Source organism: Pseudoduganella sp. R-34, assembly GCF_049904655.1.
In the GTDB taxonomy this organism is placed as follows: domain Bacteria; phylum Pseudomonadota; class Gammaproteobacteria; order Burkholderiales; family Burkholderiaceae_D; genus Rugamonas.
In genome coordinates this window covers 3,384,196-3,410,939 of record NZ_CP184572.1, presented here as the reverse complement: position 1 = coordinate 3,410,939, position 26,744 = coordinate 3,384,196, and the positions used below count along the sequence as shown (strand labels likewise).

At 64.8% G+C, this 26,744-nt stretch carries 22 protein-coding genes; 5 read left to right on the top strand and 17 right to left on the bottom strand.

The window, feature by feature from the left end:
* Positions 1-26 precede the first annotated feature (26 nt).
* Positions 27-2,282 carry an Orn/Lys/Arg decarboxylase N-terminal domain-containing protein gene (locus ACN9MW_RS15775; RefSeq protein WP_426161395.1) on the top strand — a complete coding sequence of 752 codons (2,256 nt, stop codon included), beginning with the start codon at positions 27-29 and terminating at the stop codon, positions 2,280-2,282.
* A gap of 114 nt (positions 2,283-2,396) precedes the next feature.
* Positions 2,397-3,734: a sigma 54-interacting transcriptional regulator gene (locus ACN9MW_RS15770; protein WP_426161394.1), complete on the top strand. Its 1,338-nt coding sequence runs from the start codon at positions 2,397-2,399 to the stop codon at positions 3,732-3,734.
* Here the strand turns inward: ACN9MW_RS15770 and ACN9MW_RS15765 are convergent.
* Genes ACN9MW_RS15765 through ACN9MW_RS15725 form a run of 9 tightly spaced genes read right to left on the bottom strand, consistent with a single transcriptional unit; the run spans position 3,731 to position 13,256 of the window.
* Positions 3,731-4,459, bottom strand: a complete 729-nt coding sequence (locus ACN9MW_RS15765; protein ID WP_426161393.1) for an amidohydrolase family protein — start codon at positions 4,457-4,459, stop codon at positions 3,731-3,733. The two genes, ACN9MW_RS15770 and ACN9MW_RS15765, sit on opposite strands and share 4 nt — an antisense overlap.
* Positions 4,456-5,538 carry a hypothetical protein gene (locus ACN9MW_RS15760; protein ID WP_426161392.1) on the bottom strand — a complete coding sequence of 361 codons (1,083 nt, stop codon included), beginning with the start codon at positions 5,536-5,538 and terminating at the stop codon, positions 4,456-4,458. The genes ACN9MW_RS15765 and ACN9MW_RS15760 overlap by 4 nt, the downstream gene beginning before the upstream one ends.
* Positions 5,531-6,568, bottom strand: a complete 1,038-nt coding sequence (locus ACN9MW_RS15755; protein ID WP_426161391.1) for an aminotransferase class I/II-fold pyridoxal phosphate-dependent enzyme — start codon at positions 6,566-6,568, stop codon at positions 5,531-5,533. The genes ACN9MW_RS15760 and ACN9MW_RS15755 overlap by 8 nt, the downstream gene beginning before the upstream one ends.
* Before the next feature lie 7 nt (positions 6,569-6,575).
* Positions 6,576-8,753, bottom strand: a complete 2,178-nt coding sequence (locus ACN9MW_RS15750; RefSeq protein WP_426161390.1) for an 8-amino-7-oxononanoate synthase — start codon at positions 8,751-8,753, stop codon at positions 6,576-6,578.
* A 13-nt stretch (positions 8,754-8,766) separates the two neighbouring features.
* Positions 8,767-10,026, bottom strand: coding sequence for a hypothetical protein (locus ACN9MW_RS15745; protein ID WP_426172090.1), 1,260 nt, complete (start codon positions 10,024-10,026; stop codon positions 8,767-8,769).
* A 5-nt stretch (positions 10,027-10,031) separates the two neighbouring features.
* Entirely contained in the window at positions 10,032-11,204 is a 1,173-nt protein-coding gene (locus tag ACN9MW_RS15740) for a hypothetical protein (protein WP_426172089.1), read from the bottom strand.
* Positions 11,131-12,219: a hypothetical protein gene (locus ACN9MW_RS15735; protein ID WP_426172088.1), complete on the bottom strand. Its 1,089-nt coding sequence runs from the start codon at positions 12,217-12,219 to the stop codon at positions 11,131-11,133. Before ACN9MW_RS15735 ends, ACN9MW_RS15740 begins: the two co-directional genes overlap by 74 nt.
* A 13-nt stretch (positions 12,220-12,232) precedes the next feature.
* The gene (locus tag ACN9MW_RS15730) at positions 12,233-12,757 is read right to left on the bottom strand and encodes a hypothetical protein (protein WP_426172086.1); all 525 of its coding nucleotides are present in this window, start codon (positions 12,755-12,757) and stop codon (positions 12,233-12,235) included.
* Positions 12,747-13,256 (bottom strand): Spy/CpxP family protein refolding chaperone, encoded by a 510-nt coding sequence (locus ACN9MW_RS15725; protein WP_426172085.1) that lies wholly within the window; start codon positions 13,254-13,256, stop codon positions 12,747-12,749. Before ACN9MW_RS15725 ends, ACN9MW_RS15730 begins: the two co-directional genes overlap by 11 nt.
* A 127-nt stretch (positions 13,257-13,383) precedes the next feature.
* Between ACN9MW_RS15725 and ACN9MW_RS15720 the strand changes: the two genes are divergently transcribed.
* Both ACN9MW_RS15720 and ACN9MW_RS15715 read left to right on the top strand, forming a co-directional pair.
* Positions 13,384-14,067 (top strand): response regulator, encoded by a 684-nt coding sequence (locus tag ACN9MW_RS15720; protein ID WP_426172213.1) that lies wholly within the window; start codon positions 13,384-13,386, stop codon positions 14,065-14,067.
* A 3-nt stretch (positions 14,068-14,070) separates the two neighbouring features.
* Positions 14,071-15,582: a HAMP domain-containing sensor histidine kinase gene (locus ACN9MW_RS15715; RefSeq protein WP_426172083.1), complete on the top strand. Its 1,512-nt coding sequence runs from the start codon at positions 14,071-14,073 to the stop codon at positions 15,580-15,582.
* Positions 15,583-15,585: 3 nt separating this feature from the next.
* Here ACN9MW_RS15715 and dcd read toward each other — a convergent pair whose 3' ends face one another.
* Both dcd and ACN9MW_RS15705 read right to left on the bottom strand, forming a co-directional pair.
* A complete protein-coding gene (gene dcd / locus ACN9MW_RS15710) occupies positions 15,586-16,152 on the bottom strand; it encodes a dCTP deaminase (protein ID WP_090443665.1) in 567 nt (188 codons plus the stop codon).
* A gap of 41 nt (positions 16,153-16,193) precedes the next feature.
* Entirely contained in the window at positions 16,194-17,033 is an 840-nt protein-coding gene (locus ACN9MW_RS15705) for an alpha/beta fold hydrolase (protein ID WP_426172080.1), read from the bottom strand.
* A gap of 159 nt (positions 17,034-17,192) precedes the next feature.
* Here ACN9MW_RS15705 and ACN9MW_RS15700 point away from each other — a divergent pair, with 159 nt between their 5' ends.
* Positions 17,193-18,659, top strand: coding sequence for a rhomboid family intramembrane serine protease (locus ACN9MW_RS15700; protein ID WP_426172079.1), 1,467 nt, complete (start codon positions 17,193-17,195; stop codon positions 18,657-18,659).
* Here ACN9MW_RS15700 and ACN9MW_RS15695 read toward each other — a convergent pair.
* The 6 genes from ACN9MW_RS15695 to ACN9MW_RS15670 all read right to left on the bottom strand — a co-directional run bounded on the left by ACN9MW_RS15695 (position 18,644) and on the right by ACN9MW_RS15670 (position 26,742).
* Complete coding sequence (locus ACN9MW_RS15695; protein WP_426172077.1) at positions 18,644-20,095, bottom strand: hypothetical protein; 1,452 nt, start codon at positions 20,093-20,095, stop codon at positions 18,644-18,646. The two genes, ACN9MW_RS15700 and ACN9MW_RS15695, sit on opposite strands and share 16 nt — an antisense overlap.
* Before the next feature lie 105 nt (positions 20,096-20,200).
* Entirely contained in the window at positions 20,201-22,687 is a 2,487-nt protein-coding gene (locus ACN9MW_RS15690) for a DNA internalization-related competence protein ComEC/Rec2 (protein ID WP_426172076.1), read from the bottom strand.
* Positions 22,688-22,713: 26 nt separating this feature from the next.
* On the bottom strand, positions 22,714-23,517 hold the full coding sequence (locus ACN9MW_RS15685; RefSeq protein ID WP_426172074.1) for a TatD family hydrolase: 804 nt from the start codon (positions 23,515-23,517) through the stop codon (positions 22,714-22,716).
* A gap of 10 nt (positions 23,518-23,527) precedes the next feature.
* Positions 23,528-24,205: a lipoprotein-releasing ABC transporter ATP-binding protein LolD gene (lolD, locus tag ACN9MW_RS15680; RefSeq protein ID WP_426172072.1), complete on the bottom strand. Its 678-nt coding sequence runs from the start codon at positions 24,203-24,205 to the stop codon at positions 23,528-23,530.
* Positions 24,198-25,460 (bottom strand): lipoprotein-releasing ABC transporter permease subunit, encoded by a 1,263-nt coding sequence (locus tag ACN9MW_RS15675; RefSeq protein WP_426172071.1) that lies wholly within the window; start codon positions 25,458-25,460, stop codon positions 24,198-24,200. Before ACN9MW_RS15675 ends, lolD begins: the two co-directional genes overlap by 8 nt.
* Positions 25,453-26,742 carry a lipoprotein-releasing ABC transporter permease subunit gene (locus ACN9MW_RS15670; RefSeq protein ID WP_426172070.1) on the bottom strand — a complete coding sequence of 430 codons (1,290 nt, stop codon included), beginning with the start codon at positions 26,740-26,742 and terminating at the stop codon, positions 25,453-25,455. The genes ACN9MW_RS15675 and ACN9MW_RS15670 overlap by 8 nt, the downstream gene beginning before the upstream one ends.
* Between the last annotated feature and the right edge of the window lie 2 nt (positions 26,743-26,744).

Genomic DNA, 26,744 nt, shown 5'->3' with positions numbered 1-26,744 from the left:
CGCTTGGTCGCGCCTGGAGAACATCGATGAAATTCCGCTTCCCCATCGTCATCATCGACGAGGATTTCCGTTCCGAGAACACGTCCGGCCTGGGTATTCGCGCCCTGGCCGCGGCGATGGAAAACGAAGGCATGGACGTCCTGGGTGTGACCAGCTACGGCGACCTGGCGCAGTTTGCGCAGCAGCAGTCGCGCGCCTCGGCCTTCGTGCTGTCGATCGACGACGAAGAGTTCGGGGGCGGCACCCCGGAAGAAACCGACTTCGCACTGGCTTCCCTGCGCGCCTTCGTTTCCGAGATCCGCCACAAGAACGCCGACATCCCGATCTACCTGTACGGCGAAACCCGCACTTCGCGCCATATCCCTAACGATATCCTGCGCGAGCTGCACGGCTTCATCCATATGTTCGAGGACACCCCGGAATTCGTGGCCCGCCACATCATCCGCGAAGCGAAGTCCTACCTGGACAGCCTGGCGCCGCCCTTCTTCCGCGCCCTGGTGCATTACGCGAACGACGGCTCCTACTCCTGGCACTGCCCTGGCCACTCCGGCGGCGTGGCCTTCCTGAAGTCCCCGATCGGCCAGATGTTCCACCAGTTCTTCGGCGAGAACATGCTGCGCGCCGACGTCTGCAACGCGGTGGAGGAACTGGGCCAGCTGCTGGACCACACCGGCCCGGTCGCCGCGTCCGAGCGCAACGCCGCCCGCATCTACAACGCCGACCACGCCTACTTCGTCACCAACGGCACCTCCACCTCCAACAAGATGGTGTGGCATTCGACCGTGGCGCCGGGCGACATCGTCGTGGTGGACCGCAACTGTCACAAATCGATCCTGCACTCGATCATCATGTGCGGCGCGATCCCCGTGTTCCTGATGCCGACCCGGAACAACCTGGGCATCATCGGCCCGATCCCGCTGGAAGAATTCTCGATGGAGAGCATCGAGCGCAAGATCGCCAACAACCCGTTCGCCCAGGCTGCGGCCAACAAGAAGCCGCGCATCCTGACCATTACGCAGTCGACCTACGACGGCGTGGTCTACAACGTGGAAACCCTGCGCGAAATGTTGGACGGCAAAATCGACACCCTGCACTTCGACGAAGCCTGGCTGCCGCACGCCACCTTCCACGACTTCTACAAGAACATGCACGCGATCGGCAAGGACCGTCCGCGCGCCAAGGAGTCGATGATCTTCTCGACCCAGTCGACCCACAAGCTGCTGGCCGGCCTGTCCCAGGCTTCGCAGGTTCTGGTGCGCGACTCCGAGACCGTGAAGCTGGACAAGGATGCCTTCAACGAGGCCTACCTGATGCACACCTCGACCTCGCCGCAGTATTCGATCATCGCCTCCTGCGACGTGGCGGCGGCCATGATGGAAGCGCCGGGCGGCACCGCCCTGGTGGAAGAATCCATCCTGGAAGCGCTGGACTTCCGCCGCGCGATGAAGAAGATCGACGAGGAATGGGGCCAGGACTGGTGGTTCAAGGTCTGGGGCCCGGACAGCTTCGCCGAAGAAGGCATCGGCTCGCAGGAAGACTGGATCTTCACCGAAGAGAGCAAGAAGTGGCACGGCTTCGGCGACCTGAAGCCGGGCTTCAACATGCTGGACCCGATCAAGGCCACCATCGTCAACCCGGGCCTGTCGCTGGACGGCCAGTTCGGCGAGACCGGCATCCCGGCCTCGATCGTGACCAAGTACCTGGCGGAACACGGGGTGATCGTCGAGAAGTGCGGCCTGTACTCCTTCTTCATCATGTTCACCATCGGCATCACCAAAGGCCGCTGGAACACTCTGCTGACCGCGCTGCAACAGTTCAAGGACGACTACGACAAGAACGCCCCGATGTGGCGCATCCTGCCGGAGTTCTCGGCTGCCAACCCGCGCTACGAACAAATGGGCCTGCGCGACCTGTGCCAGCAGATCCACGACTTCTACAAGGCCTACGACGTGGCGCGCCTGACCACCGAGATGTACCTGTCGGACATGGTGCCTGCCATGAAGCCGTCGGACGCATTCGCCAAGATGGCGCACCGCGAAATCGAGCGCGTGGCGCTGGACGACCTGGAAGGCCGCATCACGTCGATCCTGCTGACGCCTTACCCGCCGGGCATTCCGCTGCTGATCCCGGGCGAGCGCTTCAACAAGACCATCGTGGACTACCTGCGTTTCGCGCGCGACTTCAATGAACGCTTCCCAGGTTTCGAGACCGACGTGCACGGCCTCGTGAAGCGCGAAGTAAATGGCCGCAAAGACTACTTCGTCGACTGCGTCAAGCAATAAATCTGCACTGTGGATCGTGCGCCGCACCGCGGCGCACGATTGAGCAAGCTCAACGCTACGCTTCCTGAATTCGCACTATAGTTGACGTCCTGTCCTTTCAGGAGGGGCGACTAAATGGCGCTTTCAGCTTGCATCCTGGCGACCGCGAAGGCGCCGGCAAATGCCAGCAACAGGCTGCGGACAGACTTGTCCGACGCTGGCGTATCCCTCATCGAAGCACCGCAGGAAAGCGACGCTTCCATTTTCCTGTTCAGGCAGTGGGACGGCGAACTGGCCGCCAACCTGCAAGCGGCGGGCGCGCCGCAAATGCTGGCCATCTGCTGCGAACCTGCCGAACTGGCGGCCGACGCCATGTGGGAAGTGCTGGCGGCCGGGGCTTCCGACCTGATCCTGTGGCGCACTGGCGAGGCAATCCTGCCGCAGGTACTGGCCCGCCTGCAGCGCTGGCACGAAGTGGCCCAGCTCATGTCTTCCGACCGCATACGCGCCTGCCTGGTCGGGCAAAGCGCGCCCTGGCGGCGCATGCTGCAAAACCTTGTGGAAGTGGCGGCCTTCACCGATTCCCCGGTCCTCATCACCGGCGAGACCGGCACCGGCAAGGATTTGCTGGCCCAGGCCATACATCGCCTGCATGGCGGCCCCGGGCCGCTCACTGTCGTCGATTGCACCACGCTGTCGCCGGAGCTGGCCGGCAGCGAATTGTTCGGGCATGAACGCGGCGCATTCACTGGCGCCTACAGCGCGCGCGACGGCGCCTTTGCCGCAGCCAACGGCGGCGTATTGTTCCTTGATGAAGTGGGCGAATTGCCGCTGGCGCTACAGGCGCAGCTCCTGCGCGTCATCCAGGAACAGCAATACCGGCGTGTCGGCAGCAATGACTGGCATCCGACTCGCTTTCGCCTGGTATGCGCCACCAATCGCGACCTGGAGGCGGAGGTCCAGCGCGGCGCCTTTCGCGCCGACCTGTATTACCGCATCGCCGCATGGCGCTGCCGGACGCCGGCGCTGCGCGAACGGCAAGGCGATATCCTGCCGCTGGTGCAGCACTTCCTGCGCCAGCTTGGCGGGCAGGATGTCGAACTCGATCCGGCCGTGCGCCAATACCTGCTTACGCGCAGCTATCCCGGCAATGTGCGCGACCTGCGCCAGACGGTGGCGCGGCTCTGGCATCGCCATATCGGACCCGGGCCAATCACCATCGGCGATGTGCCGCCCGAGGAACGCCCCGCCGGGGGCGGCGCCTGCTGGCCCGACGCGGCTTTCATCAACGCCATTGGACGCGCCGTCGACCTTGGCGTCAGCCTCTCGCGCATCGGCCAGGCGGCTACCGACACGGCCATCCAGCTGGTGCTGCAGCAGGAGGGCGACAACAACCAGCGCGCCGCCCTGCGCCTGGGCGTGACCGACCGCACGCTGCAATTGCGCCGCAAGGCACGCAGTGCGCCGGCCTAGCCGCGGCCGATGAGGCGCAGCAGGTTGCCGCCCAGGACCAGGCCTTCGTCCCCTGCCCCCAGCCGCAGCAAGCGGATCTTTTCCAGTTCCACGCCGGGGTGCAGCCACGGCCCGTCGGTCCCGAACAGGACCTTGTGTGCGCCGGCGCGGCGGATCGCCTGCTCCAGCAGGTCGAAGCGGCGCACGCCGGCGCTGTCGGTGTAGATGTTGCGATGGCGCGCCAGGTGGTCGATCAGCGCCAGTTGCGCCGCCCAGTCGTCGGCAAAGCTGCCAAGGTGGGGCAAGATGAAGTTCACGTCGGGATATTGTCCTGCCAGCAGTTCGGCCACCGAAGTCACGCCGACCGGGTCGTACAGCACCGGCAGCCCGAAGTGCCGCGCAACCTCGCAGACCTCGCCCGTGATCGGGGCGTCATGCCGGTGCAGCTTGATGCCGACGAATCCGTATTCCTCCACCGCCTTGCGTACCAGCGCTGCAATCCGCCCGGCATCGCGACGGGCGTGCACGAAGGCAAAGGCGAGGTAGCGTTCCGGGTGCGCCGCCACCAGGCGCGCCACGCCGGCATTGGCGGCGCCGTAATCGGAATGGAAGGCGGCCAGCAGCACCGTGCGATCGATGCCGGCTTCACGCGCGCGCCGGGCGTAGCGGCCCAGCGCGGCGTCGCTGTCCCAGGGGCCGGTCAAGCCGTCGCCGGGGCCTGCGTGGCAATGGCAGTCGATGATCATGACTTGCCGAACTGCGGGGCATGGGACCGCAAGGCATCGAGCACGGCGCGCCGGACCGCTTGCGGGCTGCCATCGCTGTCGCCGGCAGCCTGCGCGGCGCTGCCGGCAATGCGCACGAAACGGCGCGCCATTTCCAGCTCGCGGTCCACTTCCGGCATCTCCTGCATTTCCATTTCCAGGGCATTGCTCAGCGCCCCGCCCAGCGCGCGGCCCAGGGCCGTGCCGACGCCCGGAATCGGAATGAAGGAGCCGAGCGCACCGCCGACAAAGGGCAAGGCCTTTTTCGCGATCCCTTTCAGGATGCCGCCCAAGGGCTTCGCCACTTTCTTGATGCCGTTCCAGACGCCCTTGAACATCTTGCCCAGGAATTGCTCCATCTCCTCCTCGCTCTGCACGCCGAGCAGTTCCATCGCCAGTTCCATTTCCTGCTCGGAGCTGAACGGACCATGCTGGCAGCGCTTGCAGCCGCAGGGCGCTTCGTGCTCCTCGCCCAGCACCTCGAACTCCAGTTCGCGGCGCTGGTTGGTCAGCACGCCCTGGTGGTGCCTGAACATCGTGTCGTGCAGGGTCCGTTCGCGCCGGCGGCGGTCCGCATCGTCCGCCAGGTTGGCCGCGACATACACGCTGACTTCGGATGGCCGGATGCCCATCATGCCCGCGCAGATCCGGTGTTGCGCCAGGCGCTGGCCCATGTGGCGCGCCTGTCCGCTATAGCCCCGGCGCTGGCCGTTGACCGTGAATTCAAGGTAGTACAGCCCCGGCCCGTGCGTGCGCGGGTCGCTGGGCGCCCGATCGAGCGGAGCGACGAGCGCATAGGCAGGCTGCAGGGCGGGCGGCATCCGCCCCACAGCCGCAGCGATGGTCGGCGGCACTTCACCGTCGCCGTCTCCTTCATCGGGACCAGGTTCGTCGCCCGCTGGCGGTTCGAGCAGCGGCAGCGGCTCGAATACCGGCACGCGGTAAGGCCAGGCCCCGCCAACCACGGGCGCCGGGCGGACTTTGCGGGCGGGACGGGTGCGGCCCCGCCCCATTGAGCGGCCGCCTTTGGGCCGCCATTCGAATTCCATTGTCTCAAACATGCAGCACCTCCATCAGTTGTCCGATCGAGCGGGCGGCATAGGCGACTTCCTGTGCGCTGTGGTCAGCCCGCAGCAGCAACGTCAGGACCTGCCTTGCCGGTGTCCCCTGCAACAGCACTTCAATACCTGCCAGCGAAAGCTCGCTGCGTAACGCCTCGCCATCGCACAAGGGCGGCAGCGCGATTCGCTGGACCGGGAAATCGCCTCCCATGCAGGCGATCCCGAAACCGGCCAGGTTCGCCTGCAATTGCGCAATCCGCTCGCGCAGCCGCTCGCGCAAGGCCCGGCCCAACCGGCGGTTGGCGTCCAGCGCACAGCGGCCGGCTGCAATCGCCGCCACCGAAGGCGGGCTGCAATGGACCCGCGTTTCGCTGGCTGACAAGAAGCCGCCGAGCAGCTTGCGCGGCCCCGCCAGCACCGCCAGCGGCGCGCCAAAGCCCTTGGCCATCGAGGCGCCCACCAGTACCGGTGCGCCGCCAAGGCCATGCTCGGCCACCGATCCGCCCCCATCCAGGCCGGCGACGCCAAGCGCCTGGGTGTCGTCCAGCAGCAGCAAGCCGCCGTATGCATCGGCGATGTCGGCATACGCCGCCAGCGGCGGTGCGGCGGCATCGCCCGGCGTATAGCCATCCGACAGGATCACCGGCCTGCGCCCTGCTTCGCGCCAGCGCCGCCCAAGCGCCGCGGCCTGGGCCGCATTGCAGTGGCTGAAGCATTGCAGCGGCACGCCCTGTGCGCTCGCGCGCTCGGCGCCCCAGCGTGCCACCGGATATGCCGCGCTGTCGACCAGCAGCGCCACCCGTGCCGGCGCCAGCCAGCCGAACAGGTCCCAGAACAGGTGCAGGCTGGAAGTCAGCAGGCAGGCGGCCTCGCAGTCCATCAGGCGCGCCAGGCTGGCGCCCAGTTCCGTCTCGCCCGGCACCGGCTCCAGCGCCGCCGGCTTTCCCAAAGTCAGCTCGTCCCAGGCAGGCAGCGTCTGCGCGGCATGCCGCATGCCCAGGTACAGCGCACTGGTGAAGTCGGCGCGCACCGCCGCCTCACGCCGAGCGCGGCATGGCCTCCAGCCGCTGCCGCAGCAGCACCGACGGCATGGTTGCTTCCAGTTTGGGGTTGGCGACTTCCGAGGTCAGGTCGACACCTGTCACCGCACGGTAGGCGTGCATATAGCCCTGCGCCTGCGGACGCCAGAAGCGGGCCCACGCAAACGCCTCGGTGGGGTCGTACACGTCGCTCCAGTGGGTATAGCGGATCGACAGCAGCAACTGTTCGCCGAACATGGCCAGGTCGCGGAAATGGGCGATGCTGGTGTCGCTCCAACCCTGCACCTTCTTCATTGCATCGACGCGGTCCATCCACGGTTCGGGATGCGCCACCATCAGCCGCGTCGGCAGGAATTCGCGGAATTCCGGACGCGCCAGCATCCATTGCTGCATCAGCATTTCGATGCGCGCGGTGGACGGCAGGTCGCCGAACTGGTTGTGCGCGCCCTGCGACAGGATCAGGTGCACTTCCTTCAGCGCATTCAGGATCGGGAAGGCGTCGGCCTTGACGGTGGTGTCGTCGTCCTGGCGGTAGAACGGCATCAGCTGGCGCAGCAGGTTGTGGAAGGCCTCGACGAACTTGGAGCGGCTGTCGGCCGGACGGAAATCGCGTACCGCCCTTCCATCCAGGTGGATGCCGTAGTGATGGTCGTACTCGTAATTGCGGCGCACCACGCTCAGGCGGTGCTGTTCATCCTGTACATAACCCCACAGCAGGTTGTTCAAGGGCCGCAGCATGTCCACTTCCATATTGGCCAGCGGGTCGAGGCCGTTGCCGTGCGCCGGCGAGCGCACGTTCTGGAAGCGGCGCGTGATCGCGTTCATGGTCTGCACCAGCATGCCCTCTTCCTGCCAATAGGACCAGATCAGCTCCATCATGCAGGGGTTGACCAGCCGGTCGCGGATGAAGCCCGCGCACAATTCGGCATCGTGGTGGTCCTTGTGGTCCATGTGGATGCGCACGTCCGGCAGCTTGCTGCGGATCAGGGCCAGGTAAGGCAGGATGCGGGTTTTCGGATCCAGCGACGTCAGGTAGCGCTTGACCAGTTCATCCTCCAGCTTGCGGTCCCCCGGCAGGTCGCGCCGGTCCAGGTAATCGGCGTCTTCCTGCGGCCGGAACGCATACGGTGTGCGCAGCACGCCGCAGTTCACCATCACGAAGGCTTCGGTGGCGGCCTTCAGCACACGGTAGGAATCCGAGTCGCTGAAAGGCAGGGTGCGCCGCTTCTCCAGCAGCCGGAATGCGCGTTCCTTTTCGTCGAAGCGGCTGCGCTCGAACTCGGGCACGTCGCCGCCGGCATCGTTGCAGAACAGGTGGTCGATGAACAGCTTGTACGTATTGAATGACAGTGCATCGGCGCTGTTGCGGATCAGGGTCCAGTGCGCAAGCACGGGACGGAACTCCGCTTCCGTACGCGACGCCTGGGTGGTGATCGTGCCGCTCACCTGGGTCGCGCTGCCTTCGTCGACGATGATCGGTTCCGAGGCGCGGTAGTGGGCGGCATCATTCGGGTCCGGCGTGACGCCGTCCGGCTCCAGCGCAGCCATGTAGACATTGACCGCCACCTCGGTGGAGCCGGTGGCGTTCAGGCGCATGCTCGACTTGACGCCTTTCAGCGCCTGGCTTTGCAGTGGCGGCTCCGGCACGTAATACATGCCTTCCATCGGGTTGCCCAGTCCTGCCACGCTGTGCGCCACCGAGACCCAGACAGTATCGCCCACCAATCCGTGCGGCCGGTCCTGGTTGTCGCCGTTGGCAAAGAAGACCGGTTCGAGCCGGAATGGCGGGTCCAGCAGGAATTCGGTTTCGCCGCGCGTGTCGGTGGCCAGGATGTCGACCCGGTTGAACCGCATGAAGTCCTTGTCGAAGGGGGTGGCGTTGTTGAAGACCACGTAGTAGGTGCCGATCTCCAGCCCGTCGAAGCGCGCATGGCCATTCGGACCGGTATGGGTCGGCCGCAGCACGGGCCAGGCAGCCATCATCTTGCGCGCCTCTTCCGGCGTGCCCTTGTCCTCATTGAGCAATTGCAGCTGCTTCACCTGCGCATCGGAAGGCTGCATCAGCAACAGGTGCGCATGCACCACCGGGACCCAGCGATTGTCCGAGATCCGGGCCCGCACGTTGACATCGATTTTGCCGCTTTTTCCTGCGGCCGCCGCACTCGTTTTGGTCATGATGGAACTCTCCTCAAATATCAGTCAAGGTATTGCGAAGGGCCCAGTGCGTCAGCAGGCGCCCCAGCAGGATGCTTTCGTGTTCCGGGCTCAGGATGCCGTCCGCACGCGCCTGGCCGATCACGGCGAACACCAGCACCGGCGAAGCCTGGTACATGCGCTCGGGCTTGCGCTGCCACAGCCGGAACAGCAACGCCAGGTAGGCCGGCTGCCGCAGATCCACCTGCAGCGCCTGCGGCAGCGAAGCACCGCGCAGCAAGGCCGGACGGTGATTGGCCAGCAGGCCGGCCAGCGCCGGCATCGAATCGCGCAAGGCCATCAGCAGTTGCCGGTCGGCCTCCGGCACGCCATCGAGGGGATAGTAGGATTCCCACAAGCGCGCCATGCGCTGCCACTGCGGATGCGGGTAGAGCTGCTCGCCCATTGCGCAGCTCAGGAGCACCCGGATCCAGGGCACCGGATGCGGGTCGTCGATATTGATGCGGAAGACGAAAATGCGCGGCAGGCTGACCACGCCGATCAGGCCGTGGGTGGCAGCCACGCCGACCCTGCCCAGCGACCAGAAGTCGGCGACGATTTCGGAAATCCAGCGCTCCCACAACTTCCACACCTGCGCCGGCCCGGTGGCGCCGGACTGCAGCGATTGCAGGACCGGGCGCAGCGAGTTCACAAGGTCCAGCAGCGCCGCGCCCTGGTGTCCCACCTCATGGAACAAGGAAGACGCAATGCTGGCGCCAACCATGCGTTCGCGCGGTACCCGAATGATGGCGACGGGATTGTCGCCGCCGCCCGGCAGGCGCGTGCGGGCGCGGCGGATAGCAGCCCCCGGTCCGCGATCGAGGTAGCACACCACCGGCGGCGGCGTGTAGTAGCCGCCGCGCAGGGCCAGGGCGTCGGCCGACGCGACGTCCAGTCCTGCCAGCCATACGCCGTAGCGATGTTCGCTGCGCTGCGTCACCACGTCGTTGAACATGTCGAACTGGATCAGCGCCGCATTGAACTTCATGCGCAGGAACGTGAAGCGGCGCTGGGCATGCGCCGGGCTGGCGCGCCGCCCGGCGGGGCTGCGCAACCAGTGCAGGAAGCCGCGCACCATCGCCCGCAGCTCGCGCCGCCCCGCCACGAGCTGGCGATCGATGCCAAGCTGCGCCCGCGGCAGCAAGGCGGCAGCCGGCACCATCGGCTCGATCAGGGCGAATGGCAGCACCCGGGCCAGGCGCGTCAGCAAGGACCGCGCCTCCTGTGCCAGCATCCAGGCGGCGTACGGGCTCATTTGGCTCAAGCTCCGTACAGGACGATTTTGCGGCCCTGGCGCACCCAGCGTCCGGAATTGCCGTGCATCGCGCCGGCCATGCCTCCCATGCCGCGCCCGGCTGCCCCCTGCTGGGCGCCCTGCTGCCCGGCACGCGCCAGCAGGCCCGGTGCGTGCTGGCGGACGGCCGCCGTCGCCGCCTGCATGGCAATCTGGCGCGGATCGCCGCCGCGCGCCTGAGCTGCGCGGTTGACGGTGTCGGCAGCCACCTTGACGAAGGTGCGTGCGCCGTCGAACTCGCGGTCCTCGCCGGACACCTCTCCTTCGGCCTCCAGCCCGAGGGCGCTACCGGCAGCCGACGCCAGGCCGCTGCCGATCTTGGCGCCCAGCGGGCCGCCGAAGTAGCCGCCAATCGCGCCGCCGGCCAGCGGCAGCGCTTTCTTGGCCACGCCTTTCAGTGCGCCGCCGATGGCCTTGCCGACCGGCGAGCGGATCACGTTGCCGGCGAACGATGCCGCCTTCTTCAGGAAGCTGCCCAGGAACTGTTCCAGTTCCGCTTCATTGGTCACCGACAGCAGTTCGCTGGCCAGTTCCATTTCCTCGGCTTCGGTCAGCATCCCTTGCTGGCCCATTTCGCCGCCCCATTCCGATTCGCCAAACTCATACTCGCCTTCATAGGAAGTTTCGTTGCCGAATTCCAGGGTGGTACGGTCGATGTCATGCATGATTAGCCCCCTTTGATGTGATGCTGCGGATGGTGGAACGGGATGCCGTTCCATGATGGATACGATGGTGGGCAGCAGCCCTGGTGCGTACTGCTTGGCCGCGATGTTCAGCGCGGCGCGCCGCACCTGGCGGGGATCGCCGCGGGCAGCCTGCCTGGCACGGCGCGCTGCCAGCCCGGCAAAACGCATGAACTGGCGTGCCGTTTCGAACTCGCGGTCCTCGGCGCTCAGGCCCTCAAGCTCCATGCCGAGCATGCGGCCGGCCCTGGGACCGGCCGACAGCACCTGGTCGGCAAGCTTGGGCAGCACGCCGCCCAGGCCGGGCGCCACATGGCGAAACCAGGCCGGCAGGCGCCCCTCGCGCCGCGCCGCCAGCAGTTCTGCTGCTTGCGGCAGGCTTTCATCGCGCCATGCTGCCTGTGGCGCCGCCGGGGACAGTTCGAGTTCCGGCCGATAGCTGAGCAGACGGTCCATGCTTTCTCCATTGCCTAAACCATGCTGGGAGTATTGCAAGGCGTGTGCCAGCGCCTCCCCTCGGGGAAGCGCTGGCCGCGGCGAAAGCGGTTTCGGGGAGTGGCGAAAAACGGGGATGCAGGGCGAAACCGGCTTCGCCCCGAGGGAAGATCAGGCGGCGACAGCCACCGTCAATGTGGCGACGTAGCCGTCGGTGACGGTGCCGCTGATCGTGACAAGTTGCAGGGAGTAGCCATCGCTGAAGATATTGTCGGTGGCATAGCTGATGCGCGACAGGTTGCTTGCGGAACTGCTGTAACCCGACGTGGCATACACTTCGTTCAACGTCGCCATCGGGAAGGTGAATTGCGAAGTCTTGATGCGATTGGCGGCGCTGCTGCTTTGCGCCAGGCTGCGATATACCTCGAAGTGCACGTGCGGCATGCGGCATGCGGCCGTCGTAACATCCCGGGAAGATGGTGGTGAAGGACAGGTCGCCATTGGCGTCCGCTCCCTGCACGCCGCGCAGGTAGTTCTGGTCCGCTACCCCGCTCGAATACAGCGAATAGCGCCCTTCGCGGTCGCAGTGCCACAGGTAGACCGCGAACTCGCCGGCAGCACCGCAGCTATTGTTCGCATTGACGATCTTCAGCTTGATCGTCAATGGGATGCCGCCGGCTGTGCCGCTGGCGCCGTTGAAACTGCTTCGGATGTCGCTGCGCACCACGCCGGTCTGCGTCAATACGTTGACGATGCCGCTCGCATTGCTGTTGGTGCCGTCGCCAGGATAAGGCCCGCCGGTTTCTTCAGGAATGACGGTACAGCTTCCGGTCGTGGTGCCGGTGCTGCCGGCGCCCGTGCTGCTGCCGCTGCTGGCGCTGCTGCCAGTGCTCGTGCTGTCCGAGCCGCCGCCACAGGCGATCAGCGGCAGCGTGGCCGCGCCGGCCAGCAGCCAACGCAGCGAGCGGCGCCGGGTGCTGCCCATGTTCATCATTGCTTCCAGGTCTGCGGCCAGGCCGTGGTCATGCGCGTCCATAAGATTCTCCTTTTTATGCCGTGGTGTTGATCAGGTTGCCGCTGCTGCCTGCTTGCGGCAGCTTGTCGGCCAGCGCTTGCAGGAACGTCGTCAGCCTGGACTGCGAATCGCTGCTGTCGCCGCCAAGCGCGGACAGCAGGGACGAGAACGAAGTCTCCAGCGGCGAAGCCTCGCCGCTTTCGGTATCGTCGCTTTGCAGCGACGAGATCAGGCTTTGCAGGTCTTCGGCCAGGCGGCCGGGGCCTCCCGGGCCACCGTGCTCCTCTCCTTGTCCGCCATTTGCCTCGCCCTGTTCGTGCAGGGACGACATCAGCTCCTGGAGGAAGCTGCCCAGGGCCGAAGCGGCGCTTTCCTTGTCGGTGGTGGCGACACCGGTTACGCCGAGCGATTCCAGCGCCGAGCCGATCGCGTTGACGAAACCGCCCTCTCCCGGCGGCGGTCCGGGCGGCGGAGGCGGCGGCGCCTGGCGCGCCTGCCCGCTGCCGCTGGCGGCCAGTTGGCCGGCAAAGCTGCTGGAGCTAATCGAATTAACGTTCATTGAAGCCTCCTTGCTGGCGACGCGCCTTGCGTTCGTCCAACTGCTTGCGCTGCTCAGGGGTCAACAGGGCCAGCACCTTCTGGTGGGTACGGATATGGGCCAAGGTCAGGTTGGCCTCCGCCTGTGCCGCGGCTTGGGCCAGCTTGGCCGCGGCCGCGTCATCGAATTTCTCGGCATTGCGCATGTCATGCAGGGCGCGCATTGCCTTCTCGTGGGCGCGCTGCTGCTCGCGCAGGTAAGGCGCCTGGTTGTGCATCAGCTGGAAAAGCTTGTCTTCCTGGCTCTCGGACAGTTCGAGTCCATGCAGGAATGGCAAACCGGGGGCGCCGAAGTGCCCGCCGCGATGGCGGCCAGGAAATTCTCCGCGAGGGCCTTCAGGCTGCGGGCCTGCAAGCTGCGGGTGTTCGCCCTCAGTTGGCAGGTTTTCTTCCGCCCCGGCCAGCAGCGGCAGGGTCATTGCGGCGGCCAGCAGCAGCTGGGTCAATTTGCTCTTCTTCATTGTGAATCTCCAGTGGTGATGGTGAGATTCCATTCTCTGGCTACAGCCTGTAAAGCGCCGTAAGTGGCAGGTAAAAACGTGTAAAGATGGAGCAACCCGGCAGGAGCGATTTGTTATCATGGGCGCCATGAACAAGGTCCTGTTGATTGACGATGACGTCGAACTGGTCGGCATGTTCCAGGAATACCTGGAGCAGGAAGGCTTCGAGGTCAGTACCGCCCACGATGGCGAAACCGGCACCACCCGTGCGCTGACCGGGGCGTTCGCCATTGCCGTTCTCGATGTGATGATGCCGCGCATGAACGGCCTCGAAACGCTGCGCCGGATCCGGGCCGTGAGCCAGATGCCGATCCTGATGCTGACCGCGCGCGGCGACGATACCGACCGCATTGTCGGCCTCGAACTGGGCGCGGACGATTACGTGACCAAGCCGTGCACGCCGCGCGAACTGACGGCGCGCATCCGGGCCATCCTGCGCCGCACGCAGGCCGTGCCGGATACGGGCTCCGGGCCGCTGGTTGTCGGCCAGCTCACCATGTGGCCCGAGCAGCGTCGCGCTGCCTGGGGCGGCGTGCCGCTGGAGCTGACCAGCACCGAATTCAACCTGCTCGAAGTATTGGCGCGCAATGCCGGCAAGCCGGTGAGCAAGAACGTGCTGTCCGAGCAGGGGCTGGGGCGGCCGATGGCGCGCTTCGACCGCAATATCGACGTCCATATGAGCAGCTTGCGCCACAAGCTCGGTTCCATTTCGGACGGGCGCTCCTGCCTGCAAACCGTGTACCGCCTCGGCTATCAGCTGATCCGGGAGTAAGCCGTGGGCCGCCTTTTCTGGAAGTTCTTCTTTTCGATCCTGCTCGCCCAGGTCGCAGCCACCGCCGCAATCGGCGGCGCCGTGTGGCTCAAGGCGCGCGCTGCCGCTGAAGCGCGGCCTTCCGATATCGAGACCGGTCCGCCGGCGGAGATGTCGATCGAATCCGCCGCCGCGACCCTGGCCTTTGGCGGCACCGACGGCTTGCGCCAGTTGCTGGAGAATATGCCGCGGCATCGCGTGTATGCCGTTGGCGACGATGGCAAGGAGCTGCTGGGGCGCATCACGACGCCAAGCATGCTGTCCGAAGCGCAGAAAATGCTCGTTAGCCCGGACCCGCGCGGCGTGCGCCAGGTGACTGCGCCAGACGGCCAGCGTTACCTGCTCTTCCTGCCTTCGCGGCGCCACCAGGGCACGCTGGACGCGCCCGACTCCCGTGTCCTGCTTGCAGGATCGGGCATCCCCGGCCTGGACCCGCGCGCCTTCCGCCGCCCGGATAACCGCCGCCCTTCGGCGCCTCCACCGGACGGGCCGGCGATTCCACACGCCGCTGGCCAGCAGCCGCCCGAGCCGCCACCCGGCGCCGGTGCAGGCGCCCCCCCACCCCGCTTCCGGCCACTGACGCCCTTTATCCCCATTGGCGCCGCCGTGCTGGCAAGCCTGCTGTTCGCCGCCTTGCTCGCCTGGTACTTTGCGCGCCCCATCCGCGCATTACGCCAGGCCTTCGACGCTGCAGCCAGCGGCGACCTCGCGCCGCGCTTCACCGCCAAGCCACGCGCCGGCGGCGACGAACTCACCACCCTGGGCCGCGATTTCGACCGCATGACCGGCCGCCTGCGCGCCCTGCTTGACGGCCAGAAGAATCTCCTGCACGACGTCTCGCACGAACTGCGCTCACCGCTGGCCCGCCTGCAGGCGGCTATCGGCCTGGCCCACCAGCAGCCGGAAAAGACGGCCGCCTCGATGGAGCGCATCGAGCGCGAAAGCGTACGAATGGACAAGCTGGTCGGCGAACTGCTGACCCTGTCGCGCCTGGAAGCCGGCGCCTTCGACGCGCCAAAGCAGGAATTCAGCATCGGCGAACTGCTCGACGACATCGTGCAGGATGCAAAATTCGAAGCCGCCACCAACGGCCGCGAAGTGCATTTCAGCGGCACCGCCGACGCACAGCTGACCGGCCAGCCCGAATTGCTGGCGCGCGCCATCGAAAACGTGGTCCGCAACGCGATCAAGCACAGCCCCGCCGGCGGCAAGGTCGAAGTGGAAACCGCGCTCGATGCGCGCTTCATCCGCATCCGCGTCATGGACAACGGGCCGGGGGTGGCACAGGAAGACCTGGGGAAGATTTTCCAGCCCTTCTACCGCAGCAGCAACACGGAAAAGGACGTGGATGGACATGGACTGGGCCTTGCAATCGCCCAGCAGGTGGTACAGCAGCACGGCGGCCGCATCGCCGCCGCCAATCGAACCGGCGGCGGGCTTTGTGTGGAGCTCTCGCTCCCTTTGCTCAGTGCCTGACGCTCAAGCCTTCGGCAGGGTCACGCCATGCTGGCCCTGGTACTTGCCGTTGCGGTCCTTGTACGAGGTTTCGCAGATTTCGTCGCTCTCGAAGAACAGCACTTGGGCGCAGCCTTCGCCGGCGTAGATCTTGGCTGGCAACGGGGTGGTGTTCGAGAATTCCAGCGTTACATAGCCTTCCCACTCGGGCTCGAACGGGGTCACGTTGACGATGATGCCGCAACGCGCATAGGTCGACTTGCCCAGGCAAACGGTCAGTACATTGCGCGGAATGCGGAAATACTCGATGGTACGGGCCAGCGCGAAGGAATTCGGCGGAATGATGCAGACATCGCTCTTCACGTCGACGAAGGAGTTCGAATCGAAGTTTTTCGGATCGACGATGGTGCTGTTAATGTTGGTGAACACCTTGAATTCATCGGCACAACGAATGTCGTAGCCGTAGGAGGAAGTGCCGTAGGAAATCACCTTGCGGCCGTCCACGGCACGTACCTGGCCGGGCTCATACGGCTCGATCATGCCGTGTTGTTCCGCCATGCGGCGTATCCATTTGTCGCTTTTAATCGTCATCGCAGGTGCTTTCTGGTTTAAATAATGGTGCGGATTTTACATCAGGCGCGCATGCGCTGGGGCGCTTCCCCGGCCTGCAGCTCGCTGCCCAGCATCTGGCGGATCAGATCGCGTGTCATTTCGGCCGCGAGGCGCGGCATCTCCATCGGGAACAGGTGGGAACCGCGCATCATGCGGAAATTGCGCCCCACCAGCTTGCGCGTGTGTTCCAGGCCGGCCTGCCGGTTCTCCATGGAGTTGTCGCCCGCCACATAGCCCACCGGCACTGGGAACTGGCCTTTCACCAGCGTGCCGATATGGTGCGGCAGGCTGCGGTAGATTGCGGTTTCGGTTTCGCGGCTGAAGCGCAGTTGAACGCCTTCCGGATGTTCGACCAGGCCGTGTTCCAGGTAATCGAGCAGGACGCCGGGCGCCCAGGCGCCGAAGATTTCCTTGCTGGCGAAGTGACGCAATGCTTCCTTGTGGCTCGCCCAGACGTTGCGGCGCTTGGCCGAGAAGCGCGCCGGGGAATAACGGTCGGAGAAGCGGGTGCCTTTGAACAGGCGCCAGAATTGGGCGCGCCAGCCGGCAACCACGGGGGAATCGAGCATCACCACGCAGCGCACCAGCTCAGGGCGCTGAGCCGCAGCCATCAGGCTAAGCAGCCCCCCAAGCGAGTGGCCGACCAGGATCACCGGTTCCTTCTGGTAGCGTGTTTCGAGCTCTGCGATCAGTTCCTCGACCAGCTTGGCCCAGCCATCTTCCACCGGATAACGAGGGTTATGGCCGTGCATGTCGAGCGCCTGCACATCGAAATCCTGTCCGAGGTACTCGAAGAATTGGCGGTAGGTCCCTGCCGGGTAACTGTTCGCGTGGGCGAAATGGACTTTCGGTTTCGTCATTTACTTACACTAAAAGCAATGGCAACAAGTGTTTCGTGCAAAGCATGTAATTATCGCTCAGGATCACCTCCCATGCCAGTAGCGGACAAGGACGCACACCTTTGAGAAATATCCAAATAGCAATAAAATGTGCCTCTTGTACAGCATAGCGCCCCTTTCATGATTATTGTCCCCGTAGAAAACCGGCCCGATTGGAAAAATCCGCCCGTTGCGACTCTGCTGCTCATCCTCGTCAACGTCCTGATCTTCTTTTTCTATCAGGGCAAAGACCCGCAACGGGTGGAGCAGTCCTATCGGTGGTATGTCGAATCAGGCCTCTATGAGCGCGAGAAAGAGCCATTTCGCCACTACCTGAGCCGTACAAAACCCGAGTTGCGGGAGGATCTCGATGCGGCTGGCGACCAGGCCACGCCGCAGCTGCGCGACGCGCAGTTCCAGTATGCGGCCTACGATTCGCAATTTTCCCAGGCTTTGCACCAGGAGCTGGACGGCGACCCTGAATGGCGGGAGGATCGCAGCCGCTTCGAGCAATTGGTCAATTCTGTCAGCGGCAAGGCGTATGCGTTCAATGCAAAGGAAGCGCGCTGGGATACCTGGATCAGCAATATGTTCCTGCACGGCGACTTTGGCCACCTGCTGGGGAATATGGTATTCCTGTTCCTGTTCGGCTTTGCCTTGGAGATCGCGATCGGGCGCGGTGTATTCCTCTTGCTCTACCTGTGCAGCGGACTGGGCGGCACTTTGTTGTTCTGGATGTCGAACCTTGGTACCGATCACAGCGTAGTGGGCGCGTCGGGTGCGATATCGGGCTTGATGGGCATGTATATCGCCGTGTACGGCCTGAGAAAGATCAACTTCTTCTACAACGTGATCTTCTTCACCGGACAGGTGCGGGCGCCGGCCCTCATCGTCTTTCCCATCTGGGTAGGCTATGAGTTGTTCGGGGCGAGCAACGGCAATGACGGGATCGCGCACTGGGCCCATACGGGCGGACTGCTGTTCGGCTACGTGCTGCTGGCCCTCTGGATGCGCCTGGGCCTGAAGTACAACCGCGATTTTGTCGAGAAGATTGACCACGACGCGCCATTCAAGTCGGCGCTGTCGCGGATTCAGGAGCTGGTCGTCAAGATGAAGCTGAATGAAGCGCGACAGGCGGCTGCGCAGTTGGTCAAGGCGCATCCGCACGATGCGCGTGCGTGGCGCGCCTTGTACGGCGTCGTGAAAATCTCTCCCGAGAGCCGGCAATATCACGAGACCGTGCACGCCTTGCTCAAGCAGGCCGGCAATGCCGCCCGCGATCCGGCGCTGCAAGAACTGATCGAAGAGGTGGCGCATGCATACACCGGGAACGGTGGCGCGACACCCGCGCTGACGGAGTCGGTGTCGCTCCTGCTGGCGCCGCGCCTCGGACGCGTCGAGCATATCAAGCCGCTCGCCGTCCTGGCCGAACGCCTGCTGGAACGGCAATGCCGGCACGAAATGATGCCAAGAATCTTGCAGTCGGTGGCCAACCTGTCCGCCAAGGCACGGCTGACGGCGCAGGCGCAGCGCTACCGCGACCAGTTACGGGAGCGCTTCCCCGATTCGGAAGAAGCGCGCCAATTGGCCACTCACACGGTAGCCTGACTCATCTGCCCGAGCGACAGGACCACCTTGCGGTATTTCTCGACCTCGCCGGCGATGGCATGGCCAGCATGATGCTTCAGCAGGAAATCGAGGATCATGACGGCCTTGCCATCGTCGCGCAAGCCTTCCGAGTAGATGCGCGCCAACACGTAATACGCCGCCGGCAGCTCGTCGCTGGTCGGCGCCTCCTTGTGCAGCATGCCAATCAGCGCAATCGCCGGCTTGAACCGCTTCTGGATAAAGTACTCCTCCGCCAAGGCCCGCCGCACGGCGATGCTTTTCGGCTTGTACTGTGGCACCACCTGGCATGCCGCTTCCAGGACGGCGATCATGCGGCTCTTGCGCTGCATGTCGAGCAAGGCCTGGAGATAACGCTCGGTATGCAGTTGCACGCGGTCCGGGTCGCCGCGCGACTGGCAGAGCAGCTTGTGGTGATAATCGAGGACATGCAGGTCGTTCGGGTAGTCGGCGACCATGCCGGCCATATGCCGCAGCGCGTCCGGGTAACGGGATTCCCGGACCAGTATCACCGCACGGGCCAGCTCCAGGGCGCGATCGTCCGCAGGTCCGGCCGCGTGTTCATCGTCGGGCTCGATGCCCAGGTCTTCGTGGTGCTGGAACAGCAGGTATCCCATCATCGCGCCCATGACCATGTTGAAATAGGCAGTGCTTGCGACGAGGATTGCGATGAGCACATAGGGATAGTGCTCCGCCAGGTGAGCCAGTGTCGCAGCAGGCATGAGTCCAATCGCCCGTTCCGGGCCTTGCGCGGTGATGAGCAGGACCAGAAGCAGGCCGAGATAGGACCAGCCGATGCGCCATGCCAGTTGCACTACCTGGATCGGATCGAGGGCGTCCCGCAAGGTACCGTGGATCGCCAGCAGCATGATGCTGGCCGGCAGCAAGCCCGAGAGGCAGATAATCATGGCGGCGCCGGGCAAGCCGAAGCGCCCCAGGCAGACCACGAGGATGCCATAGGCCAGCATCAATCCAAGCATCTTGAGCGTCGTGGGATTGCCGTCGAACAGGTCGGCAATGCTGGGCGGCCGCGTCCTGCCCTGGCTGCAAAACTCGATCACGCGCAGGCTTTGCCGGATGCCCAGCGCAACCACGATGAAAATCGGCAGGAAGATCAGGATGCTGTGCGGGTCGAACAGTTTCGCCGATGCGCTGGCCAGGCCGGCGAGCAAGGCGAGGAAAATCAATCCGTTCAGCGCAAACGGATAGGCGAAGAAGCGGGGCATCTGCGACCAGAACGAGGGCTGCGCATTGCCGACGCCGAGGTAGCGCATCTTGCCGGTGCACAGTGTGCAATACAGCGAATGGGTCGCCTGGGGCGAGGCCAGGAAGCACTCCTGGCACAGGAGCGTGCCGCAAGCGACGCAATTCCAGTTTGCTGCCCTGTCCGCGTGATACCCGCAATAATCAGTTGCCACGATGCTGCACCTTCCGCTCGAACGATAGTCAAATAGTCAAGATGATAACATTGATTTGTGGCAAATACCATAATAACGTTGTCATCAAGCACATCCCAGCATCGGTCAGCGCCCATGCCAGTAACGCGGATGTTGCGCGCGCCATGCGCTGACGTCCGTTCGATCACCGAACGCCAGCGACACTGCGCCCGCCTCGTCGGTGCGCCAGATGCCGGCGCCCAGGTCCACGTATCGTTGCAGCACGTCGGCACGCGGATGGTGGTAGCGGTTGCGGTAACCGAGCTGGAAAATCCCGTGCTGCGGCCGTACCGCAGCCAGGAAGGCCGGGGTCGACGAGGTGCCGCTGCCATGATGGGGCACAAGGAGCACATCGGCACGCAGCTTGTCCGGCACAGCCGCTACCAGCGCTGCTTCCTGCTTGGCTTCAATATCGGCCGGCAGCAGCAAGCTGCCGCTCCTCGCCGCGATGCGCAGCGTACAGCCGCGGGCATTGGGCTTCAGGCCCGGGTCTTCATAGCTGGCGGCCGACGGGTGCAGCATTTCGAAGCGGATGCCGTCCCACTCCCATTGTTGCCCCGCCAGGCAGTGCGCGTGCCGCGGCGACGCTTCCGCGATCGGGTGACCGGCCGGCAGCGATGACAGCACCCAGCCGGTACGGATGTCGCGCAATATCGCCAGGGCGCCGCCGGAATGGTCAGTGTCGCTGTGGGTGACGATCATTCCGTCCAGGGCGTTGATGCCGCGCGCCCGCAAATAAGGGAGAATCACCCGGTTGCCGCCGTTGGTTTCCGGAGTGTAGGCCGGGCCGGTGTCATATAACAGGCGATGTCCGCTCGTTTCAACCAGCATGGCCATGCCCTGCCCTACATCGAAGGCGATGACGCGCAACTCGCCGGCCGGCGGGCTTTCCGGCTGCGCGGATAGCAGGGGCAGCCAGCAGGCCAGGCCGAGCCAGCGCAGGGGCCAGCCGCGAGGCGCCAGCATCCAGGCCGTTCCGGCAAGGGCGAAGACAAAAATGGGCCAGGCCGGCGTGGGGGCGGACCACACGGCCAGTGGCTGGGCCGAGAGCCATTGCAACACGTCGAGCAGCGACTCCAGCAGCCAGTGCGCGCATTGCAGCACCGGCGCGGCCAAAGGGGCCGGGAAGACGCTGCCCGCAAGCGCCAGCGGCGTGACCAGCAGGCTGATGGCGGGGATGGCGATGGCGTTCGCCAGTGGGCTGATCAAGGAGACTTGAGAAAACAGCAGCATCGTCAGCGGAACAAGGCCGACAGTCACTGCGACCTGCGTTACGGCAGCCAGGCGCAGGTTCTCGCGCAGGCGGATGAACCATGCCGCTTTCCACCTGCCACCGGGCTTCGAATCGCCATCAATGGGCATCGCCGACGCTGCACCCGTTGCGACTTCGGCGGCCGGCCCGGAGCCTCCAGGCGACAACCGGCCCACCGTCGCGTACAGGATCGCAGCGACTGCCCCAAACGACAGCCAGAATCCCGGCCACATCACCGCCCAAGGGTCGAGAATTACCACCACGGCTGCGGCCAGGGCCAGCACATGCGAAATGGCTGACAGCCGGTCCAGCCATACCGCGAGCGCCACCACGGCCAGCATGTACAAAGTGCGCTGCGCCGGCACCCCGAAACCCGCCAGCGCCACGTAGCCCCACGCTGCAAAAAAGCCGGCAATCACTGCCAGCCGCGCCGCAGGCAGCAGCAACGGCAACTGCCATTCCGGCATGAAGAACGATTTTCGCCAAAGCCAGCCGGCCAGCCATGCCACCAGGCCGGCGATCATGGTGATGTGCAAACCTGATATGGAAACGAGATGCGAAATCCCCGTGCGGCTGAACACTTGCCAGTCCTGCGGCGAGATCGCGCGCTGGTCGCCCATTGCCAGCGCGACTATCACGCCCGCATAGCGCGCATCCGGCAACGCAGCGTTGATATGCTCGCGGATTGCGTAACGGGCGCGCTCGACGGCGTTGTGCGCGGTCGGCATGAAACCGGCCAGCCGTTCGTTGCTGCCCTCGGCCCGCACATACCCTGTGGCGCGGATACCCTGCTCCAGCAGCCACAATTCATAGTCGAATCCAAAGGGGTTGGCATTGCCATGCGGCCGCTGCAGGCGAACTTTGAGGCGCCAGCGCTCGCCCGGCAGCAGTTCGGGCGGCGGCGCGCCGCCGCCAGCGCGCGGCCCGGCATACCAGGACAGGACGATACGGGGCGGAACGGCCGATGGCGATTCAACGGCAAAATTGAAGCGAATGCTGCCGTCCTGCCGGCTTGGCAGGCTGTCGATCGTGCCGACGATCTCGAAGTCGCGGCCCTCGTCCGCCTTTGCAAGTTCATCGGACAGGGCGCCTTGTGCGACCAGGGCGGCCCAGGCGAAACCGGCCAGTGCACCGGCCGTAGCGGCAAGTCCTGCGCGCAGGAAGGAAAAGGCCAGGCGGGCGCGCCACGCAGGCACCAGGACGGCCAGGGCAGCGAGCACCGCGCCGAGCACGCAGGCCAGCTGGACGCCCGCTCCCGGCAAGGCTGCCTGCCCCTGCAGCCACGCCACGCCGCCGATCAGGCCGAGGATTGCGCAGCGCATCTCCCCCTCCCCGGCTGGCTGGCCGGTCAGGCGGCCATCAAGGCCCGCAAGCGCGGCATCACATCCAACGCATTTTGCGTTGTCGCCGTAGCGACCCCGGCTGGCTCCTCGCCACGCAAGGCCGCCAGCGCTTCGCCGATCCCTGCGACCTCGGCCGGCGTGTTCACGCCCGGGTGCACCCAGGAAGGCGCAATGTCCGGCGCATCCGTCTCAACGACGATGGAGGACAGCGGCAATTCAGCCGCCAGGCGGCGGATCTGCAGCGCGCGGGTAAAAGTCAGGTTGCCGCCAAACCCCAGCTTGAAGCCCGCATCGATATAGGCCTGCGCCTGCTGGAAACTGCCGTTGAACGCGTGTGCGATGCCGCCCGCTGGCCCCACCTGCCGCACATGCTTCAGCACCTGGTCCTGCGACTTGCGCACATGGCACAGCACCGGCAATTCGAAATCCCGTGCGATCTTGAGCTGTTCGCGCAGGAAGAACACCTGCTTCTCGCGCATATCCGGCTCGCACAGCATGGGAATAAAGAAATCCAGGCCAATCTCGCCGACCGCCACGAAGCGCGGATCGTCCATCGCCTGCGCTACGGCCTCGCGCATGTACGCCAGGTCGTCCTCCACGGCATGCGGCACGTAGATGGGATGGATGCCCAGCGCGTAACTGGCATTCGGCGCCTGGTGCGCCAGCTCGCGCACCACCGGAAAATTGGCGCTGTCGACCGCAGGTATCACCACCATCCCCACGCCGCGTTCCTGCGCCCGCGCAGCCAGCGCCAGCGATTGGCCGCCGAATTCGTGCGCGTCAAGGTGGCAATGGGTATCGATCCACATGGCGCGGTCCTCAGGCAGGATTCAAGCCTTCGTCGGTCAGGCGCAGCATGCGGTCGCAGCGCTCCGCCAGACTTGCGTCGTGGGTGACAATGATGAAGGCCGTGCCCAGCGTGCGCGACAGCTCGAGCATCAGGTCGAACACCTTCTCCGCGGTCGAATGATCCAGGTTGCCGGTCGGCTCATCGGCCAGCACGCAAGCGGGTTGCGTTACCAGCGCGCGCGCCAGGGCCACGCGCTGGCGTTCGCCGCCGGAGAGCTCGCCCGGCACGTGCGTTACGCGCTTTTCCAGGCCCACGCGCGCCAGCATTTCACGCGCCGCCTGCTCCGCCTCTGCGCGCTTGACGCGACGGATCAGCAAAGGCATTGCCACGTTGTCCAGTGCCGAGAATTCCGGCAGCAGGTGATGGAACTGGTAGACGAAGCCCAGCTCGCGGTTGCGCAGGTCGCCGCGCGCCGCCTCGTTCATCGAAGCGAAGTCGCTCCCTTTCAGTACCACGTTGCCGCCGGTTGGCGTATCCAGGCCGCCCAGCAGGTGCAGCAGCGTCGACTTGCCGGAGCCCGAAGCCCCGACAATCGCCACGCGTTCGCCGCGCGCGACCGACAGGTTGATCTTTTCCAGCACCTTGACCTTGTAACTGCCCTGGGTGAAGGTCTTGCCGAGGTCGCGACAGGTCAACACATTACTCATAGCGCAGCGCCTCCGCAGGTTTGACGTTGGCCGCCCAGCGGCTCGGGTACAAGGTCGCCACGAACGCCAGCAACACGGCAACCACGCCGATCACGCCGACATCGGACCAATGCATGTCCGATGGCACGGAGCTGATTGTGTATATATCTTTAGGCAAGAACTGCACTCCCAGGAGGTTTTCAATAAATGGAACGATGACGTCGATATTCAGCGACACCAAGACGCCGCCGGCCACGCCAAGCACGGCGCCGAGCAAGCCGACCAACGCGCCCTGGATCACGAAGATCTTCTGGATCGAGCGCGGCGAAGCGCCGATCGTGCGCAGGATGGCGATATCGGCCTGCTTGTCGGTCACGGTCATGACCAGGGTCGAGACGAGGTTGAAAGCCGCTACCGCCACGATCAGCGCCAGCACCACGAACATCATGCGCTTTTCAGTTTGCACCGCTGCGAACCAGGTCGCATTGAGTTTTGACCAATCCCGTACAGTCATTTCCTTTGGCACCAGCTTTTGCAGCTCGCCAGCCACTTCAGGCGCGCGGTGCATGTCCGCCAGGCGCAGGCGCAGGCCCGCCGGGCCTTCAAGTCTCAGTAGCTTCCGGGCATCCTCGAGATGGATGAAGGCCATGCTTTCGTCGAACTTCTGGTGCCCCGCCACGAAAACGCCGGCCACGGTGAAGGTGCGCATGCGCGGCACGATGCCGGCCGGGGTCACCGTCCCCTGCGGCAGCACCATGGTGACCTTGTCGCCGAGATTGACTTGCAAGGCGCGGGCCATGTCGATGCCCAGGACGATGCGGAACTCACCCGGCTTCAGGTCGTTGAAACTGCCGTAACGGGTAGTCTTTGCCAGGTCGGACACGTTCGGCTCCACCTCGGGCAGCACGCCGCGCACCACCGCGGGCCGCAGCGCCTCGCCGCCGTGCGACAGCATGGCCTCGGCCTGCACGAACGGCGCGGCGCCCTTCACTTCAGGATTGGCTCGCAGCTTTTTGGCCAGGTCTTGCCAGTCCGGCAAGCTCGTGCCCCGTTCGAAGACCTCCACGTGGGCCAGTACCGACAACATGCGGCCCGTGACGTCCTTGCGGAAGCCGTTCATCACCGACAGGATGATGATCATGGCGCCGACGCCAAGCGCGATGCCGCCGACCGAAATCAGCGAAATGAAGGAAATGAAGCTGTTGCGGCTATTGCGCTTGCCCGCACGGGTATAGCGCAGGCCGACGATCCATTCGAAAGGCAGGTTTTTACTCATAACGCAGGGCCTCCGCAGGTTTGACGCGGGCGGCCCACCAGCTTGGGTAGAGGGTCGAGACAAGTGCCAGCAGCAAGGACGTTACGCCAATCGAGGCGACATCGCCCCAGCGCAGGTCCGAAGGCACGGCACTGATGAAATAGATTTCCTTGGACAGGAAGTGCACGCCGAACAGGCTTTCCAGCCCGCCCACGATTGTCCCTACGTTCAGTGCCAGCAGAACGCCGCAGACAACGCCGATGGCCGTGCCGGCCACTCCCACCAGGGCTCCCTGGACCACGAAGATCTTCATGATGGAAAACGGCGATGCCCCAAGCGTGCGCAGGATGGCGATATCGGCCTGCTTGTCGGTCACCGTCATCACCAGCGTGGCGACCAGGTTGAAGGCTGCTACCGCGATGATCAAGGTCAGGATAATGAACATCATGTTCTTTTGCGACTTCACAGCTGCGAACCAGCCGGCATTGAGCTTGGTCCAGTCACGAATCACCAACTGGCCCGGCAAAACGGTGCGCAGTTCATTCGCCACGGCTGGAGCCTTCTGCATATCCTGCAAACGCAGGCGCATGCCGAACGGGCCGGCAACGTTGATCAGTTCCTGGGCGTCCGCCAGGTGGATCAGCGCCAGCGCGGAGTCGAACTCGTTGTGGCCGGATTCGAAAGTGCCCGCCACGGTGAAGGAGTGCAGAGTGGGCGCCATGTTGGAGGTGGAATTCCCCTGTGCCATCGCCAGCGCCACCTTGTCGCCCGGCTTCACTTCCAGTTCATTGGCCAGTTCCGCACCGAGGATGATGTGGGAAGAGCCGGGCTGCAAGAGCTCCAGCGCGCCTTGTTTCATCTGCTTGCCGATATCGGAAACCCTGGGTTCTTCGCCCGGCAGGATGCCGCGCACGATGGAAGGACGCATCAAGTCGCCGCCATGCACGAGCATCCCTTGCAATTCGATGAACGGCGCTGCCCCCTTCACCTGCGGGTTGCGGGCCGCCAAAGCCGCGGTGGCACGCCAGTCGCCAAGGCCAGCCCCACTCACTTCATAGACTTCCACATGCCCAAGCACGGAAACCATGCGCTCGGTCACCACCGTCTGGAAGCCGTTATAGACCGATAGCACGACAATCAAGGCCGTGACGCCAAGAGCGATGCCTGCCATCGAAATCGCGGAGATAAAAGAGATAAAGCTATTGCGCCCATTGCGCCTGCCAGCGCGTGTGTAGCGCAAGCCAACCAGCCATTCAAACGGCATTTTTAATAAATTGACACAGTAAAGCCCGCAGTTTGCCATAT